This is a genomic window from Microcoleus sp. PH2017_28_MFU_U_A (assembly GCF_020738035.1).
Lineage (GTDB): Bacteria > Cyanobacteriota > Cyanobacteriia > Cyanobacteriales > Microcoleaceae > Microcoleus.
The window spans coordinates 1-16870 of sequence record NZ_JAEQCX010000142.1 but is presented as its reverse complement, the minus strand read 5'-3'; the positions used below and the strand labels follow the sequence as shown (position 1 = coordinate 16870).

Sequence of the window (16870 nt, the reverse complement as noted above, 5' to 3'; positions counted from 1 at the left end):
CGTTGTAGGGACGGATGCCGACTAAACGGGCGATTTCGATCTGACGCAGGCAGAAGCCGATCAGTGCGAAGGCGCCGTGGAGGGCGACAAATGCCCACAGGCCACCGAGTTGGAACCAGCGGGTGAAGTCCCACTGTGCTTCGGGGCCCCACAGGAACAGCAGGGAGTGTCCGAGGCTGTTGGCTGGGGTGGAGACTGCTACGGTGAGGAAGTTGGCTCCTTCGAGGTAGGAACTTGCCAAACCGTGGGTGTACCAAGAGGTAACGAAGGTGGTGCCGGTTAACCAGCCACCGATTGCCATGTAAGCGCAGGGGAATAGCAGGATGCCAGACCAGCCTACGAAGACGAAACGATCGCGCTTGAGCCAGTCGTCGAGTACATCAAAGATGCCTCTTTCGTTCTCGGCGCGTCCGACTGCGATTGTCATTACGCTAATCTCCAAATAGATATAATTACGACGGATTTGTCTCTAGTCATTATTGCCCAAATGTTGATCTGCTTAACAGAAAATGGGTTGAATTATGAACAGAGTTTACTTTTCTTTACCGTATTTAAGATTATAGGGGTAATTCTTTACAATGGCAAGCATTTCTTCAAGAAGTTCGGGATCTTGACTGGTTCGGGAAGTCCTCTAAGTTCTCGAATAAACCCGGAATCCTTGCCGGCACGGGGGCAGCGCCCTTACAGCAAGCGATGTTTTTTACCGCAATACTTTGTTACAGCCCGTCGGAAAAGTAAAAAACCGGGTTTTTTGAGTCCTGTCCTAAGTCCTGTCCTAAGTCCTGTCCTATATATATACTGAGGGTAGAGTTCCAAACTTAGGTTTTTAAGACTATATGTTCAGCATTGACATGATTGTGAAGAACACGCCCGTCTCGCTGTCGGTGCAGCGGAAATCGGTGGAGGACGCTGAGGCTGTTTACCAGCAGGTTTTAGAGGCAATGCGTAACTCCCAACCGCAAATTTTGGAACTTACTTGTGAGAAAAATACTGAGAAAAAGGTAGCTGTTCTCAGCAGCGAGATTTCTGGGGTGGTGATTTCTCAGAAATCGGGAAGTGCTTCTACGGGAAGAGCACCGGGTTTTGTTTCGATGACTTTGGCAGAATGAGGGCTGGGGGTGTGGGCGCCGATATGGGCCAGTCAGCGGTTGCTGTGCGGGATTTGGGTTTTTGCTGGCCGTCGGGCGATCGAGTTTTGCAAGGTTGCTCTCTGGATGTACCCAAGGGTGAGTTTTGGATGCTTTTGGGTACTAACGGTAGCGGCAAATCTACGCTGCTGAGGCTGATGGCTGGGCTGCTGCACCCCCAATCGGGCGAAATTGATCTGGGCGGGCGCGTGGGTTTTGTGTTCCAAAATCCCGATCACCAGTTGGTAATGCCGACGGTGGGTGCGGATGTGGCTTTTGGTTTGGTTGAGGAAAGGCTTTCTAATCTTCAGGTGCGCCAGAGGGTGGCTGAGGCTTTGGAGGCGGTGAATTTGCTGGATTTACAACGGCGGCCGATTTATGCTTTGAGTGGGGGCCAGAAGCAGCGGATTGCTTTGGCTGGGGCGATCGCCCGTCATTGCGAAATTTTGCTGTTGGATGAACCTACGGCTTTGTTAGATCCTGATTCTCAGTTGGATTTGGTGGCGGCGGTGCAGCGGTTGGTGAAAAATCGCGGGATTACGGCTTTGTGGGTGACTCACCGTTTGGATGAGTTGAATTATTGTGATGGGGCTTTTTTGTTGGAAAAAGGCCAGGTTGTCGATCGGGGAGATCCGGCGCGTTTGAAGCAGCGGTTGATGCAAAGCCAAGATGTTTAGCGATCGAGCAATTTTAGAATATGGTGTCATTAGAATATGGTGTCATTGTTCTTGAAAATATGTTGTCATTGCGAGCGTCTTAGCGAAGCAATCTCTGGGCTCTGCGATTGCTTCGCTAAGATCTCGCAATGACATTCAAGGACTCGCAATGATATTCAAGGACTCGCAATGACATTCATCGCAATCCTCGATCGCGCAACCAAGCGTCAGCCCAAATTGTATCAGCCTCTGACAGCGCTGGTATGACTTCCCAGTTACGATAATCTATCTTGAGATCGTAACTTGCTACGTCGTAAATTTCAGTGAATAACTCCTGTAAATTGATTACAGGTTCCGTATCACCCGATCGCAGTGGCAAAGGAAAAGCTGGCATCGGGTTCTGCACGTTAAAAGCGTACAAATCTGCTCTGGGGCGGCGATTTCCCCGACACACCAAAACGCTATAGTGACTTTCAATGTCATTACCAATAACTGGCATTTTTTCACCGCGCCGCAATAAATCTATTTCAATTAAATGAGTGCGGCTACCTAAAATCTCTTCTCGCTTTTTTTCGTACATTTGTCGTCCTTTTCCTGTGCGTTTATTGCTAGGCGAGAGAATTTCAATGAGGGTGATTAATTCTTGGTTTCCCCTTTCTCTAATTTCTAAATAGCCTTCCCGAACCTGGTATGGCATGGGAATATTCACTGTTAATGGTTGTGTTGGTGGATCTGCAACGGCTACGTTTGATGTTATTAATTCGGTTGTGGTTCTTGGCTGAATTACGTTTACATCAGGAATGCCAATTGATAAATTGTCGTCAGCGGTTTCATACATTCTCACTTCTACAGACACTAAATACTTAGGACGTAGTTGTGGAGATAACAATCTGGCAATTTCAATAATTAGCCAGTGGTGTAGGGCAGGCCAGAGTTCTGGATGCTCTAAATACGGATCCATACCGGGAAAGGGAGATGGCATTGATTTGACTCCTTGACTTAAGTCTATTTATAGTTTAGCAAGACTTTTTTGGAACAATTAGGGCGATCGCACATTTTGCATTTATTGCCACAGTCCGCCTGGGGTTTGAATCTGACAGAAGTCTCCAAAAGAACAGGTATTCCCTATACCACGATCGTCACCTATGCCAATTCTCCAGGTATGGCAATTGTAGACTATACAGCCTTGGATAAGATGGCTCGGGTGTTCGATATTGCGATCGAGGATTTGGTTGAGATATTAGAACAGTAAACTAATTTTTAGGTGGCAACCTGGAATTAATTCCGTTGCCAGTTATATAATTTGCTCAAGATAACTGTTCAATCTCCGATTCTTCAACTAAATTGATATTGTTTTATTCAGAATCAACACATTTTCCCTCTTCCCTCTGGGTGCATCTCAATGCAAGCGAATATATCCGTAGGGGCGAAGCATGACCGCAGTCAATATGGGATTATAACTAATAACTTATATGCGGTCATGCTTCTTCAGGCTTCAAAAACCAGATGCACCCTTCCCTCTCTTTAACCAAAACTTTTTCGGTTAACTATTTAATTTTTAATTTTTCTCTATCTCATTCAGCTTTTGGGCGACTAGCTTCCTGACTTATGTAAATATTTTCTGCAATTGGCATAGCATCTCTAGTCCATAGAGGTTGCATGATTTTTTATTGCAGACTAGGATAATGCAATAATGCGCGAATAGCTTCCAGTAGCACTTACGCACCATAGCCAGGTGTAAGTCAACGACAGCGGATTGCCCCTTATTTCACCCTATATGTAGGGGCTGTGCCTAAGTCCTGTTCAAGGAGATATTTAATGAATCGTAATAATTGGCGACTACCTGTAACTGGGCTGCGGTTTTTACTTTTTGTGCTGTTGGTGATGGGCATATTTTTTAGAGTTGTCAATATCGATCGCAAATTCTACTGGTTTGATGAAACTTACACTTCCTTGCGAGTGTCTGGCTACTCAGGGAAATCTGTTCAGGAGCAAGTATTCAATGGGCCAGCAGTCACTAGCCAAGATTTACTGAAATATCAGAGCATTAATAATAAAAATAACGAAATCGATACTATTAAGGGTTTAGCAGCAGAAGAAGGTCAACTGCCACCACTCTATTTTCTGATAGCGCGATTTTGGGCTAAATTGTTTGGAACTAGCGTTACAGCCATGAGAAGCTTGCCTGCTGTGATTAGTTTACTACAGTTTCCCTGCGCTTATTGGCTCTGCCTGGAATTGTTTGAGTCTCCCATGGTGGGATGGGTAGCAATGGCATTGATATCGGTTTCGCCCATCCACGTGCTGTACGCTCAGGAAGCACGACCCTATTCTTTGTTGACTGTGTTAACTTTGCTATCCAGTGCGGTTTTGCTGCGGGCTATGCGACTTAAAACTAACCTGCAATGGGGAATTTATACAGCAATTACAGTAGTCAGCATTTACACTCATCTTTATGGTTTACTTGTTTTGATAGCACATGGAATCTATCTACTTATAATTGAAAAAGTGAGATTGAGTAAAACCACTTTTTCTTATGCTATCGCCTTTGCAGTCACGCTAATCGCAGGTTTAATCTGGTATTTGACCATCATTTATTGCCGACCTCTGCACGCTAATCCAAGCCTGCTGCAACCAGAACCTAAAATAGCGTTGACATCTTTAATGGCAAGGTGGATCGGGAATAGTAGCAGGATTTTTTTTGATATAAATATTGATGCGATGAGCTCATTCAAAAAGATGCTCCCTGCGATTCCTGTGATTTTATTTTTATTACTTTTAGTGGCATATTCGATTTATTTTGTCTGCCGCCACACTTCCCAACCGATTTACGCTTTCATCTTGGCTTTGATTATTTTTACATCCGTGCCTCTGATGATGGGAGATTTAATTTTAGGTGGACGGCGGCTCTCAGGCTACGCTCGATATCTAATTCCTACTTATCTAGGTTTGCAGTTGGCTGTGGCTTATTTGCTGACAACGAAAATTACTTCTTCTACTGTTAATACCTGGCGGCAGAAGTTTTGGCAGTTGGTTGCAATAGGAGTGTTTTCGGCTGGAGTCCTGTCTTGCACCCTGAGTTCTCAAGCAGAAGTTTGGTGGAATAAAGGTCTGGATCAAGGCAAATTCACTATTCCTATAGCCCGCATCGTAAATCAAGCCAATTCTCCGCTGTTGATTACTGATACTCCGATCGGTGAACTCATTCCTTTGAGCCGTCGGCTCGATCCGAAAGTGAAAATTCTGTGGGGAGATCAATTTAAGCTTGCTGGGCGTCCTAAAAGTTACAGCAATTTGTTTGCATTTCTTCCCAGTGAGAAACTTCAAGAGAGGCTTGAAAAAGAATACAAATACAAGTTAAAGCCTGTTTTTCTTAATTCAGAGGTGACTTACGATACGCGGCTTTGGGAACTTATTGATAAGTGAGTGGCTATGGCGCGTCTAAGTGCAGTAATCTCAAATGCTGACTTTTTTCCTGGGAATTCTCAGGGTATGGCAACTGTAGATTATACAGCTTTGGACAAGATGGCTCGTGGGTTTGAATTTGCGACAATTTAGTTGAGATTTTGGAACAGTAAACGGATTTGTCGATCGCACATTTTGCACTTATTCCAACAGTCCGTCGGGGGTTTAAACCCCCGCCGGAATCTGGCAACAAATGCAAGATATCAGTTCGATCGCATTAAACTTCGATCGCCAATTGCATCAAAATTGGCACGCTGTTTTCATCTAACACAGACACCGCATTCACGAAAACAATTGTATGCGGGACTGCGGGCATTAAGCGGCGCAGTGCGTTTAGGTAAGATTCGGCATCGCGGCGACGGGCGAAGCGGGCGACTGTTAACCGCTGACACTTGGGGAGGTGGCGAATTAGATGCCAAGGTTGAAGTCGATCGCGATATGTCGGTTGTTTTGGTATCATAGGAGTATCCTTCCCACTTTTGTGGGTGGTGAATGAAAGGTGATCGCTCTTGATTTATCAGGTCTGAGGGCGATCGCTATTGACTGTATATTCATTAAATTACGACTACTCGTAATTGTCAAGGGCCAAATGGGACGAATTAGACTGCGAGTTCGAGAACTTGCTCAAGAAAGGGGTTGGACTCTCAGGGAAGTCTCCAACAGAACAGGCATTCCATATACTACGATCGCCACCTATGCCAGTTCTCCGGGTATGGCAACTGTAGACTACACGGCATTGGACAAATTAGTCCGTGTATTTGAGATTCCGATCGAGGATTTAGTAGAAATTTTGGAATATTAAACTGATTTGTTAGCGGGAAAATGGGGCTAATTCGGTTGCGGGTTCGAGAACTAGCCCAAGAGAAGGGTTGGACGTTGAAAGAAGTTTCTGAGCGATCGGGCATTCCTTACAGTACGGTTAGAAGTTATGCCCATTCTCCCAAGTTGGCAACTGTCGATTATACGGCTTTGAACAAATTGGCCCGTGCGTTCGATATTGCGATCGAAGATTTGGTTGAGATTTTGGAGGAATAAACTGATTTGTCAGCGGGAATATGGGACGAATTAGGCTGCGAGTTCGGGAATTTGCTCAAGAAAAGGGTTGGAATCTGACAGAAGTCTCCAAAAGAACAGGTATTCCCTATAAAAACCCGCTATGGGAAGACCGTAACTTGCAATATAATTCAATCAACAGACTGAACAGAATTTTCTTCCAACCACTTCGCTAACGTATCCTGGGTTTCCCCATCAGATGCTAAGCGTTCCATTATACCCACAACTTCCATCTCAGGAACCTCAAGAGAATATCCATTTACTTCCAGGAAAGTTGCCATCACAGCAAACGCTGTTCTTTTATTTCCGTCAATAAAGGGGTGATTCTTTGTCAAGCCATAGCCATAGGCTGCTGCTAAATCAAACAAAGTCGGTTCACCATAGCCAAATAGATGCCTCGGTCTGGCTAAACTAGCTGAGAGAAGATTGTCATCTCTAATTCCCGGACTACCCCCATGCTGAGCAATTTGATCTGCATGAATGATTGTTGCTATTTCTTCTCCCATCCAAAATGGTTCGCTCATTTAGCAAGTTCCCGCAGCGCATTTTTATACTTTTCGCTGACTTTCCTATAAGCTTTCATTGCTTTATCGATTTGAGGATTGCAGGTAGTGAGTTGAATTCCATCAGGAGTTTCTGTGAGGAAAAGATTATCTCCCTCACCGATTTTGAGTTGTTGCAATACTTCTTCAGGCAGAGTTATGACTAAAGACTCTCCAACTTTTTGAATTTTGACCGCGTACATAGCATTACCTAAAAAGATTACTTACCTAATATAAACTTATTCGATCGCCCTCATTCCCAGAAACCGGGTTTTTTCCAGCATATTCGCCGCAGTGCAAAGACTCAGAAAAAACCCGGTTTCTCTGCCGCAACGCGTAAGTGTCGATCGCACTTAATTCCGCAAATCCTCAAAATCTCCAAAATCCTCAATTCCGGCACGAATTGCCAAAAGTGCGTGAAGCGTAGCTATCCCGCAGGGAATCGACCCTGCCAATCTTGATGAAAACCCGCTACTCGATGCTAAAAATTCTGCGATCGCACTTATCAGAGCCTCAATTTCTTTTTCTAAGTTTTCCTGCAACTTTGCTTCTACTTCCAATTCAATTTGCGATCGAAGTTTTGCCTCTATTTCCCGTTCTAATGTTTGGCGTAATTGGTCTTCCTGTGCTTTTTCCCTTTGTTGTTGTTTTTCGCGATCGATTTCAACTCTTTGCTTAATTGCTTCCTCAGCGATGCGAATATTTTCTTCAATGGGTAAACCTTCAGGAGTAGTCATCGGCCCGTACCATGTCGCTTTTGAATCTGGGGGATTGCGGCGACCAAAAAAGATCCGAATAGCTTCATCATCATCCCGATGCGATAGAACGTAAGCTTTTAATTCAGTTCTGCTCATTTCATCAAAGTTCGGTTTCATCCAAAAACCTCCAAAATCCATGACTAGATACGATGATTTCTATTTCATCGTTTACGAAAATATATACTTCTCTGGTTTCAGCATTAAAACGGAATAGTTGAATATCTTGGTAGTAGCTAGAGAACATCTGGCAGACGCGCAGACAGGCTTGGGCTTGTTCGTCAGTGGGATTAATCGATCGTTCCTCAATTGTGGCACAAACTTTAGAATATAATATAACTTACGCATAGGAACCCAGAAACCGGGTTTTTACGAGACTAATTCGCGACAGTGCAAAGACTCGGTAAAAACCCGGTTTCTTTGTCGGAGTGCATAAGTCCATGTGAAATAGTAGGTTACGCAACCTCTTCTAACTCAGGAATATGTTCAGCTTCATAGTTTTCAATTAAGACACTAATAACGTCCATCATCGAAGCAAGGGGATGGCTTTCATCCTCGCCGATTCGATCGATTAGACTATCTAGAAGCTCGACTAAATGCTCGTATTCTTCTTCCGTGCAAGGGACAAAAACCGTTTTAGCAATAGATGACCAAGCAGCAATTGTTCGATCGATATCAAGATTTTGCATCATTCTTTCCACCTCTCTTCATCATATTCTGCATGAGTTAATACAGCCCGAATGTAGACTTTGTTCCGATTGTAATGAATAGCAGCAATGAGTCGAACTTTATTTCCTCCTAGGTTGAATACAGTTAATTTCCCTACTCGATCGGCAGACGGAAATAGTTCGCGGAGTTCAACGAAGGTCGCAAATTCATTTTGTTTGACAAGTTTGTACCACTGAACCAAGGCATTTTGTGTATCTGGATGAAGTTTAGCAAACTCATTAAGCCGTTTGCGGGTAATTACGTGCATATTAATTTGCTCATGCCTCCTCCTCTTTAATTCTTGGCGTTTTACTCAGCATGACATATACGCTTTGTGTAATTCCAGTTTATCAAATTCCAGAAAAAAAGGGAGAAATTCTCACTCTCCCCTTCTCCCCGCGCCGGATACGGCATTGCCGTTTCCCTACTTCATCTCATATCCAAACAAATTCGGATCGACTTCACCCAAATTCAAATCAGCCAAACCATACTCAGCCCAACGCCGCTGAACCATCGCCGCCATATCCGGATCGGATTCCAAAGGTTTACCCCATTCGTGCTCGGTTTCTGGCGGCATCTTCGTAGTAGCATCAATCCCCATTCTGCCTCCCAAACCAAGTTTTTCACTAGCAAAATCTAACGTGTCAAAAGGCGTATTCGGCAAGATAAATACATCTCGAACTGGATCGACTTTAGAACTAATTGCCCATACTACTTGACGCGGGTCGCGAATGTTGATACTTTTATCGACAACAATCACAAACTTGGTGTAAGTAAACTGCGGCAATGCACTCCAAAATGCTAAAGCAGCTCTTCGCGCTTGACCGGGATAAGCTTTATCGATCGAGATAATTGCAGCTTTATAACTCAGCGCTTCCATTGGTAGGAAGAAATCGACAATTTCCGATACTTGTTGCCGCAAAATAGGAGTGTAAATGCGATTCAGCGCGATCGCCATCATAGCCTCTTCTTTCGGTGGCCGCCCGCTAAATGTCGTTAAATAAATCGGATCTTTGCGGTGCGTCATGCAGTTAAAGCGAACCAGCGGCGAATCTTCCACACCGCCGTAATAACCCATGTGGTCGCCAAAAGGCCCGTCGGGTAACACTTCCCCCGGTGTAATCGTTCCTTCTAACACGATTTCCGAGTCTGCGGGTACTTCCAAATCTACGGTTTTGCACTTCGCTAAACTTACGCCGGAACCGCCGTAAAGTCCGGCAAATAACCATTCGGATAAATCTACAGGAATCGGTGTTGCTGCTGCGAGGATGATTAAAGGATCGACTCCCAGGGCGATCGCAACTTCCAACTTTTTACCAGCTTGTGCAGCTTTCCGCAAGTGTCGCGCGCCGCCACGGACAGATAACCAGTGTACAGTCATCGTGTTTTTTGACTGCAACTGCAACCGATAAACGCCCACATTCGGCGTGCCGGTTTCGCAATCCTTGGTAATTACCAAACCGAGGGTGATAATTTTGCCCGCATCTCCCGGATAGGGGCGAATCATCGGGATTTTGTTCAAATCGACGCCTTCTCCCTCAAATACCACTTGCTGACAAGCTGGGAAGAAGTCGCGGCCTGGTTTGGCTTTCACTACGTCGAACAGGACTTTGCCGAATTCTATGGCCTGGGAAATCTTTTTCGGCGGTTTGGGCTGTTGTAGCATACCTAATTTTTTGCCGAGTTCTTCAAGTTCGATCGGCTTTTCCATGTTCATCGCCCAGCAAACCCGTTCTTCCGTGCCCAACAGGTTAATGGCGACGGGGAATTCTGCCCCTTTGACGTTCTCAAACAGCAATCCGGGGCCGCCTTTGACTAGCATTTGGTTGGAAATTTCGGCAATTTCTAAGTCGGAATCGACTAAAGCGCTGATCCGGCGCAGTTGTCCTCTGTCTTCTAGCAGTTTGAGGAAGCCTCGCAAGTCTCTAGCCATTTTTTTAAGATTTGTTAACGTTATCTATTTATTATGATGGCCGTCGGGCTGTTTGGGATCGAGTCGCAAATGCGCGGAAAGTACGCACGGTGTCCCCAAACGGTAGTTATCCCGTGAGGAATTGTCCAAAGGTATGTAGTTGCGCTTCAGCGCTCTTTGATATAGAAAAGAGCGCTGAAGCGCAACTACATACCTAAAAATTAACCCGTATTAGAATGCCAGTTGCGTCCACGAGGGTCGAAATTTCAAATTTTGTGACATTGAACTGCGATCGACACCTAAAGTTAAGAAAATAATAAGGACGATCGAAGAGCGATCCTCTTCGATGGCTTCGCTAACGCTACTTCCTAATCTTTTTAATCTAATGTTAACCAGAGATTAAGGAAAGATTATTGTTATTGCTCCCATTTTTTAATCATAAAAAGCTTAACCTAACTTTAATCATAATTTAAAACAAGCTTATTATTTTAGCTGTTTTTACTGGGGATTTCAGTCTATCCTAGGTCATAGATTTGCAAAGTCTGCTATCTAATTATTTAAGGACGAGGAGTTATGGTTTTCTTCACTAAAGGCTGGCGACGTGGCTTTATCGTTACCCTAGCAGTAGCAACATTTTCGCTAAGTTTGATTACTTCCGCTGTAGCTGCGGTTACACTAAACGGTACGGGAGCAACTTTTCCCAAGCCCCTTTACGATCGCTACTTCTCTCAGATGAGAAGCGCCAATCAAATTACTGTCAACTATGAAGGAACAGGCAGTGGTGCTGGTATCAAAGCGTTGATTGCTGGTAATGTTGACTTCGCAGGTAGCGACGCGCTGATGACTTCTGCACAAATCTCTCAGGTAAAGCGTGGCGTCATGGCAATTCCGACAGCCGGCGGCGCGGTTGCAGTTGTCTACAACTTGCCCGGAGTTAGCAATGTCAAGCTGAGTGCCGATGCGATGAAAGGCATCTTTGAAGGCAAAATTACCCGCTGGAATGATGCGAAAATCGCAGGGATTTCTGGACAAGCTAAAAATTTGCCAAATACTGCAATTCGAGTAGTTGTGCGGGCAGACAGCAGCGGTACAACCTTTATTTTTGCTAATCACTTGCAGGCGATCGGCAGCAGCATCAAAGCAGCAGCTCAACCGAGTTGGCCTGGTAGCCCCCTCAGCGGCCCAGGCAATCCCGGCGTAGCAGGTTTGGTTAAACAAACACCCGGTGCAATTGGCTACGTTCAAGATACTTACGCTCGCCAAAACAATCTGCAAACAGCGTTTATTCAAAATAAAGCTGGCAGATTTGTAGACGCTAACTTGGCAGAAGCCGAAAAAGCTTTAGCAGGGGAAACATACCCGGCAGACTTCCGCTTGGTTGAAGGAAATCCTAATGATGGATATCCGATTGTTGGCTTGACTTGGTTGTTAATCTACAAACAGTATCCTGCTGCGAAAGCAGATGCTATTAAAAAGATGGTTAATTGGGTGATGACTACAGGTCAAGGTTTGAACAAACAATTAGAGTTTACCTCGATTCCGCAAGCTACAGCTCAAAAGGTGATTCAAGCAGTGAATCAGAGTGTGGTTGCTAAAGGTTAATTAAAATATTTTCAGGGAGTTATGAGTTTTGAGTTAATTGTATGGCTCAAAACTCATACATTGCATTTATTAAGGTGCAGGCACTATGCTATCTATTTCATTAATCAAAGATTTCGCTGTTTACGCCATAACTTGGGTATGACCAATTATTCAAAGAAATCGAAAAAATCAACTCGGAAGTCTGCTGGAATCACCACCCACGTAGACTTGACTGATACGAAGGGTGAAGGTTTGTGGCTGGAGTCGGGATTTACAGGATTTGTATGGGCTTTTGCTATAGCCACGGCGGGTACGCTGTTTTGGATGAGCGAGATAATTTTTAAGGATGCTTGGCCGGCTATTAGCAAATTTGGACTGGAGTTTTTGTGGAATCCCAAATGGGATATCGGTGAGTTGCAGTTTGGGGCTCTGCCGTTTATTTACGGTACGGTAGTTAGTTCTGCGATCGCCATTATCATAGCAATTCCTCTAGGACTTGCAGTCGCGATCGTTACCAGCGAGAACTTTTTGCCTGCTTGGGTGCGATCGCCATTAGGATTCATGGTTGAATTAATCTCAGCCATTCCCAGCGTCATCGTTGGCCTGTGGGGCATCTTCGTCTTAATTCCCTTCCTGCTGCCTTTACAGCAGTCGCTGTTCAACAATTTTAGCTGGTTTCCCCTATTCAGCAGCGAACCTTTTGGGCCGGGAATGCTGCCCGCCGGCATACTTTTATCGATTATGATTTTGCCCACAGTCGCCGCCATCAGCCGCGATGTCTTGCTGTCGGTTCCCGTAGATTTGCGAAGTGCTTCAATGTCACTGGGCGCTACCCGCTGGGAAACCATATTTAAGCTGTTATTACCAGCAGCAAGTTCAGGAATTATCGGAGCTACTATCTTGGCATTGGGACGCGCATTAGGCGAAACAATGGCAGTCACAATGGTAATCGGCAACTCGATTCAAATCAACCAATCTATATTAGCTCCCGGCTACTCAATCCCCGCTGTTTTAGCAAGTCAATTTCGGGAAGCTCAAGAAGAACTGCACATCGGCTCTTTAATGTATTTAGCCCTAATTCTATTTGTGATCACCCTATTGGTGAACGCAGTCGCAGTATTGCTGGTGCAGCTAATCGGCGTTAAGGGAGCTAAGAATTAACCATGACTCAAACACAAAAGTCCCACAATATTCTAGATGTAGAAATCAACAATTCGCTGTCGCTGAGCCGAAATTTGTTCAGCCGGGGAATGACAGTTATTGCATTCTCCCTCACAGGTCTGGCTCTGCTGCCTTTGTTCGCTATTTTGTACAAAATTTTGGGCGAAGGACTGACACATTTAAGCTGGGAAGTGCTAGTGTCTCTGCCCGCACCCGTCGGAGTTGAAGACCAGCCCAACGGCTTTGCAAATGCGATTCTTGGTACAGCTTTAATGGTAGGAATTGCCACATTATTGAGCGTGCCAATCGGCGTAATGACCGGAATATTTCTGTCAGAGTTTGGCAGAGACAATAAAGCTATAGCAAATACTATCCGCTTTATCACCGTCATTCTAAGTAGCGTTCCCTCAATTGTTGTCGGCGTGTTTGCTTACGCTTTAATTGTTGTGACAACTAAGTCATTCTCAGGATTGGCCGGCGGTTTCGCGCTGGGGATTATCATGCTGCCGGTTGTAGCGCTGACAACAGAACAAGCATTAAAATTAGTGCCTGCTTCTTACCGCCTCGCTTCTGCTGGTTTGGGAGGCGGACGCTTTCAAACAATGTTTCGGATTATTATTCCCTCAGCACTTCCAACTATTACCACAGGCATTTTACTCGCAGCTTCCCGCGCCGCCGGCGAAACTGCACCGCTAATCGTAACTGCCTTGTCCAGCCAATTTTGGCCTCCTTTAGTTGAGAAATTGGGCGAGATAGTTCAGTCTCCCGTCGGCGCAGAAACCATGGCAAAAATCCAAGAAATTCCCGAGACACTGCTAACTCCGACTCCTTCTATGTCTGTATTAATATACAGTTACGCCAGCTCTCCTTACAAGGAGCAGAACGAATTGGCGTGGACTGCTGCTTCTGTCCTTTTGGGTATGGTTTTGCTCACCAGCTTAGCTTCTCGTGCCGTCACTCGCAAACGCTTGCAAAATCGGTAAATTGCTTGAGAAGGAAGTTCGGCAACCGTATGGGATGTAATGTATTTAACGGATTAATGTTAGACAAGATTGCATTCATTCTCTTTCCTCTCTTCAAAATATCTGCGTTTATCTCTGTTTATCTGCCTTAAATCTGCGGTTTATGTATCAATATATCCGTGATTTACGAAACAAGTGCATAGATAGAACACCTAACTAAATAAAGCCATCAGGCCATATTCTGCATCTACTAAAAATCTACTGCTCACACTAGAAAAACTCCAAATAATGAAATCCAAAAGTAACTTAAAAGCTGAAAAATATAGCGACCAATTCCTCGAAGATACGACTCCTGAAATCGACCCCAATGCTATGCCAGCATTGCGGGTTCAGGACTTGAGCTTTTACTACGGCACTCACAAAGTTCTCGAAAATCTATCGATGAATATCCCTCACCCGCAAGTGACGGCGATTATCGGCCCTTCAGGTTGTGGCAAATCAACTTTTCTGAAAGCTCTCAACCGCATCGGCGAATTGGAGGGAAAAGTTCAAATCAAAGGCAGGGTTGAGTTTTTTGGACAGGATATTTACAGTCCTAAGGTAAATATTAATAGTTTGCGCCGCCAAATTGGCATGGTGTTTCAAAGGCCGAATCCTTTTCCGCTGAGCATTTACGATAACATTGCTTACGGAGTCCGCATTTTTGGTCGCAAAAGCAAAGCAGAGTTAGACGAAATTGTGGAATCTGCGCTGAAAAGTGCGGCGCTTTGGGATGAGGTGAAAGATAATTTGAAGAAGTCGGCTCAGGGAATTTCGGGCGGACAGCAACAGCGACTTTGTATTGCTCGCGCTTTGGCTGTTAAACCGAAAATTTTACTGATGGATGAGCCTTGTTCTGCTCTCGATCCGATTTCTACTATGAAGATTGAGGAGTTGTTTCAAACTCTGCGGGAACAGTTAACTGTGGTGATTGTAACGCACAATATGCAGCAGGCGGCTCGGGTTTCTGATTATACGGCTTTCTTTAATACTGATGAAAGTCGCATCGGCCGCTTGGTGGAATTTGGGCCGACAAGCCGGATTTTCACTTCCGCCAGTAATTCTAGTACGAGGGATTACATTCAAGGTCGTTTCGGTTGATACTTAAATTGGAGCATCTCTGTTTTGGATGGGAGCATCTCATTTTTGTAAAAAGCATTTTTTATTATAGTGCTGTCCCCGCTCGCGTACTGTAAAATACGCGAGCGGGGACAGCACTATAATAAATGCAAAACTGAGATGCTTCCGTTTTGCATTTTATAGTGCGAGTTCGCAATTTTTCGCTTGCTTTTATTATCTGGCAAGCATTTGCGAACTCACACTAAAAGAAAAAATACTTTTTGCAAAAGTGAGATGCAGTATACCCCTATTCTGGAAGCACTCCCGAAAAACAACAGGTTTCTCGGTACTTGTGCGGATATTTAACTAGCTGTAAATAGCTACAATTGATGTTATTGAAGCTCTCACTTCTCCTCGCTACTCCAACACAACAGTAACCAATGGCCAGCTTGGTCGAGCAATTTAATTAGATTTTCAAACCTCCATTTACTTGTTGGACAACCAAACCTTAGCGCCACGGGCGGCATTTGCCACATCGCGGACTAAGGGTACGTAGTCATACCAGGCACTCGCATTGATGTCGCTGCGAGAACTGCGTTGCCAGCCTAAATTTGGTTCTGCAATCAGCGTCGTGATATCTGGGTTTTGAGCGCGGAAGGTGCAATAGGCGCCGTCTACGTGCATGGGCCCGCCATCGGGATGTCCGCTGGGACGCTGTTGCACTTGTTCTAGAAAAGCTATCAGCCGATCGAGAATTTGTCCGTTTACACCATAGAAATGGGTGGTTTGAATCGCCCGAGTGTATGGTTTTAACAGCACTGCTGCTTCGGACGATCGCCCATTCGGATCTACCTTGGGTAAATTACTATCCGTCAAATAATGCCCCAAGTAGACCATCCCCCAATCCTGCCCTTGCAGTTGTTCGATTAACGCCGATTGCTGAGCGATTAGGGTTGGAGAAATTGCTAAATCATCTTCCATGACCAAAACGTTGGACAAGTTTTGCTGTCTGGCGTGTTTCAAAATGCTCAAGTGGCTCAGGAAGCAGCCCCACGCTCCGATACTAGGGAATTCACCCGCCGTCTCTGGACGACTCGCTGGGAAAATCTCAACACTATTAGTTGCCAAGGAAATCCCCACATTGGCAAGTTCCTTGGTAATGTCACGGCGGCGATCCTGGCGCTCTGGCAAATTCACCACGTAAGTCCGTTCAAAAAAATCCGTCAGTTTCATAAATTATGATTCTGTTAACCGTTACTATGATGTCGGACATCTTTACATATCCTAAACGCTAAGTACAAAATATCTTGTTCACCACAAGCGATCAACGGTGATTTCCTACATGATTCCCAAGTAAAATCACCACGACAATGCTGGAATGATGAGCTATTTTATACCAAGAATTAGGACGTTTAAAAGTTTTGCAGCCACCCAAATTGTTCGCAAGGCTTACAGATAACTATTAAGTTTGGTAACGAGCTATCCAGAAAGAAACTCGGTTTCCGAACCCCGCAGGAAAGTCCTGAACAATAAGCATGATGGTGTCTCCAGGCACATATTTGTATTAAACTAACCCTAGTGTAATTATGTCTCCCTCTCTGTTAAAGCGAGAATTAGGTGTTTTCGGTGCAACTCTCATGGGCCTCGGCTCGATTGTGGGCACGGGAGTATTTGTGAGTATCGGGATAGCTACGGAAATTGCGGGGCCGGGAGTGATTTGGGCTGTGACTGTTGCTGCTTTAGTTGCTGTTTGCAATGGTCTTAACAGCGCTCAGTTGGCGGCGAATCATCCTGTTAGCGGCGGAACTTATGAATATGGTTACAAATATCTCAATCCTTGGCTGGGTTTT

General features: G+C 44.9%; 22 protein-coding genes and 1 pseudogene. 12 read left to right on the top strand and 11 right to left on the bottom strand.

Annotated elements, in window-relative coordinates:
• Positions 1–427, bottom strand: a pseudogene (locus tag JGK14_RS29975) (photosystem II D2 protein (photosystem q(a) protein)); the annotation flags it as partial.
• A gap of 409 nt (positions 428–836) precedes the next feature.
• Here JGK14_RS29975 and JGK14_RS29970 point away from each other — a divergent pair.
• Positions 837–1109 (top strand): hypothetical protein, encoded by a 273-nt coding sequence (locus JGK14_RS29970; RefSeq protein WP_293157255.1) that lies wholly within the window; start codon positions 837–839, stop codon positions 1107–1109.
• Positions 1106–1804: an energy-coupling factor ABC transporter ATP-binding protein gene (locus JGK14_RS29965; protein WP_293157252.1), complete on the top strand. Its 699-nt coding sequence runs from the start codon at positions 1106–1108 to the stop codon at positions 1802–1804. Before JGK14_RS29970 ends, JGK14_RS29965 begins: the two co-directional genes overlap by 4 nt.
• A 175-nt stretch (positions 1805–1979) precedes the next feature.
• On the opposite strand, the gene JGK14_RS29960 is transcribed toward JGK14_RS29965, so the two are convergent.
• Positions 1980–2765 (bottom strand): DUF4058 family protein, encoded by a 786-nt coding sequence (locus JGK14_RS29960; protein WP_293186091.1) that lies wholly within the window; start codon positions 2763–2765, stop codon positions 1980–1982.
• 48 nt (positions 2766–2813) lie between these two features.
• Here JGK14_RS29960 and JGK14_RS29955 point away from each other — a divergent pair, with 48 nt between their 5' ends.
• From JGK14_RS29955 to JGK14_RS29945, 3 genes are all read left to right on the top strand, one after another.
• A complete protein-coding gene (locus JGK14_RS29955) occupies positions 2814–3035 on the top strand; it encodes a helix-turn-helix domain-containing protein (protein ID WP_442921493.1) in 222 nt (73 codons plus the stop codon).
• Positions 3036–3601: 566 nt separating this feature from the next.
• The gene (locus JGK14_RS29950) at positions 3602–5209 is read left to right on the top strand and encodes a glycosyltransferase family 39 protein (RefSeq protein WP_293186084.1); all 1608 of its coding nucleotides are present in this window, start codon (positions 3602–3604) and stop codon (positions 5207–5209) included.
• Positions 5210–5215: 6 nt separating this feature from the next.
• Positions 5216–5341, top strand: coding sequence for a hypothetical protein (locus JGK14_RS29945; RefSeq protein ID WP_293186083.1), 126 nt, complete (start codon positions 5216–5218; stop codon positions 5339–5341).
• 124 nt (positions 5342–5465) lie between these two features.
• Here JGK14_RS29945 and JGK14_RS29940 read toward each other — a convergent pair whose 3' ends face one another.
• Positions 5466–5708 carry a hypothetical protein gene (locus JGK14_RS29940; protein ID WP_325315841.1) on the bottom strand — a complete coding sequence of 81 codons (243 nt, stop codon included), beginning with the start codon at positions 5706–5708 and terminating at the stop codon, positions 5466–5468.
• A gap of 129 nt (positions 5709–5837) precedes the next feature.
• Here JGK14_RS29940 and JGK14_RS29935 point away from each other — a divergent pair, with 129 nt between their 5' ends.
• Both JGK14_RS29935 and JGK14_RS29930 read left to right on the top strand, forming a co-directional pair.
• On the top strand, positions 5838–6050 hold the full coding sequence (locus tag JGK14_RS29935) for a helix-turn-helix domain-containing protein (protein ID WP_293186081.1): 213 nt from the start codon (positions 5838–5840) through the stop codon (positions 6048–6050).
• Positions 6051–6070: 20 nt separating this feature from the next.
• Positions 6071–6283, top strand: a complete 213-nt coding sequence (locus JGK14_RS29930) for a helix-turn-helix domain-containing protein (protein ID WP_293186079.1) — start codon at positions 6071–6073, stop codon at positions 6281–6283.
• 149 nt (positions 6284–6432) lie between these two features.
• On the opposite strand, the gene JGK14_RS29920 is transcribed toward JGK14_RS29930, so the two are convergent.
• The 7 genes from JGK14_RS29920 to JGK14_RS29895 form a co-directional block, all read right to left on the bottom strand.
• The gene (locus tag JGK14_RS29920) at positions 6433–6825 is read right to left on the bottom strand and encodes a type II toxin-antitoxin system death-on-curing family toxin (RefSeq protein ID WP_293220155.1); all 393 of its coding nucleotides are present in this window, start codon (positions 6823–6825) and stop codon (positions 6433–6435) included.
• Positions 6822–7046 carry an AbrB/MazE/SpoVT family DNA-binding domain-containing protein gene (locus JGK14_RS29915; protein ID WP_293186075.1) on the bottom strand — a complete coding sequence of 75 codons (225 nt, stop codon included), beginning with the start codon at positions 7044–7046 and terminating at the stop codon, positions 6822–6824. The genes JGK14_RS29920 and JGK14_RS29915 overlap by 4 nt, the downstream gene beginning before the upstream one ends.
• Positions 7047–7196: 150 nt before the next feature.
• A complete protein-coding gene (locus JGK14_RS29910; protein ID WP_325315840.1) occupies positions 7197–7718 on the bottom strand; it encodes a DUF6887 family protein in 522 nt (173 codons plus the stop codon).
• Positions 7702–7893, bottom strand: coding sequence for a DUF6888 family protein (locus tag JGK14_RS34145; RefSeq protein WP_442921494.1), 192 nt, complete (start codon positions 7891–7893; stop codon positions 7702–7704). Before JGK14_RS34145 ends, JGK14_RS29910 begins: the two co-directional genes overlap by 17 nt.
• A gap of 160 nt (positions 7894–8053) precedes the next feature.
• Positions 8054–8290 (bottom strand): hypothetical protein, encoded by a 237-nt coding sequence (locus tag JGK14_RS29905; protein ID WP_293186071.1) that lies wholly within the window; start codon positions 8288–8290, stop codon positions 8054–8056.
• A complete protein-coding gene (locus JGK14_RS29900; RefSeq protein WP_293186069.1) occupies positions 8287–8574 on the bottom strand; it encodes a type II toxin-antitoxin system HigB family toxin in 288 nt (95 codons plus the stop codon). The genes JGK14_RS29905 and JGK14_RS29900 overlap by 4 nt, the downstream gene beginning before the upstream one ends.
• Positions 8575–8730: 156 nt before the next feature.
• A complete protein-coding gene (locus JGK14_RS29895; protein WP_293186068.1) occupies positions 8731–10239 on the bottom strand; it encodes a UbiD family decarboxylase in 1509 nt (502 codons plus the stop codon).
• Between the two features lie 552 nt (positions 10240–10791).
• Here JGK14_RS29895 and pstS point away from each other — a divergent pair.
• The 4 genes from pstS (at position 10792) to pstB (ending at position 15062) form a co-directional block, all read left to right on the top strand.
• Positions 10792–11820, top strand: coding sequence for a phosphate ABC transporter substrate-binding protein PstS (gene pstS / locus JGK14_RS29890; RefSeq protein ID WP_325315839.1), 1029 nt, complete (start codon positions 10792–10794; stop codon positions 11818–11820).
• A 138-nt stretch (positions 11821–11958) separates the two neighbouring features.
• The gene (gene pstC / locus JGK14_RS29885) at positions 11959–12960 is read left to right on the top strand and encodes a phosphate ABC transporter permease subunit PstC (RefSeq protein WP_325315838.1); all 1002 of its coding nucleotides are present in this window, start codon (positions 11959–11961) and stop codon (positions 12958–12960) included.
• A gap of 2 nt (positions 12961–12962) precedes the next feature.
• The gene (gene pstA, locus JGK14_RS29880) at positions 12963–13943 is read left to right on the top strand and encodes a phosphate ABC transporter permease PstA (RefSeq protein ID WP_293186063.1); all 981 of its coding nucleotides are present in this window, start codon (positions 12963–12965) and stop codon (positions 13941–13943) included.
• Positions 13944–14210: 267 nt separating this feature from the next.
• Positions 14211–15062 carry a phosphate ABC transporter ATP-binding protein PstB gene (gene pstB / locus JGK14_RS29875; RefSeq protein ID WP_293186062.1) on the top strand — a complete coding sequence of 284 codons (852 nt, stop codon included), beginning with the start codon at positions 14211–14213 and terminating at the stop codon, positions 15060–15062.
• Positions 15063–15506: 444 nt separating this feature from the next.
• Here the strand turns inward: pstB and JGK14_RS29870 are convergent, their stop codons facing one another.
• Positions 15507–16253, bottom strand: a complete 747-nt coding sequence (locus JGK14_RS29870) for a glycosyltransferase family 25 protein (protein WP_293220134.1) — start codon at positions 16251–16253, stop codon at positions 15507–15509.
• Between the two features lie 353 nt (positions 16254–16606).
• On the opposite strand from JGK14_RS29870, the gene JGK14_RS29865 reads away from it, so the two are divergent.
• Positions 16607–16870: amino acid permease (locus tag JGK14_RS29865; RefSeq protein ID WP_293186059.1), on the top strand; the 264-nt coding region annotated here is incomplete at its 3' end.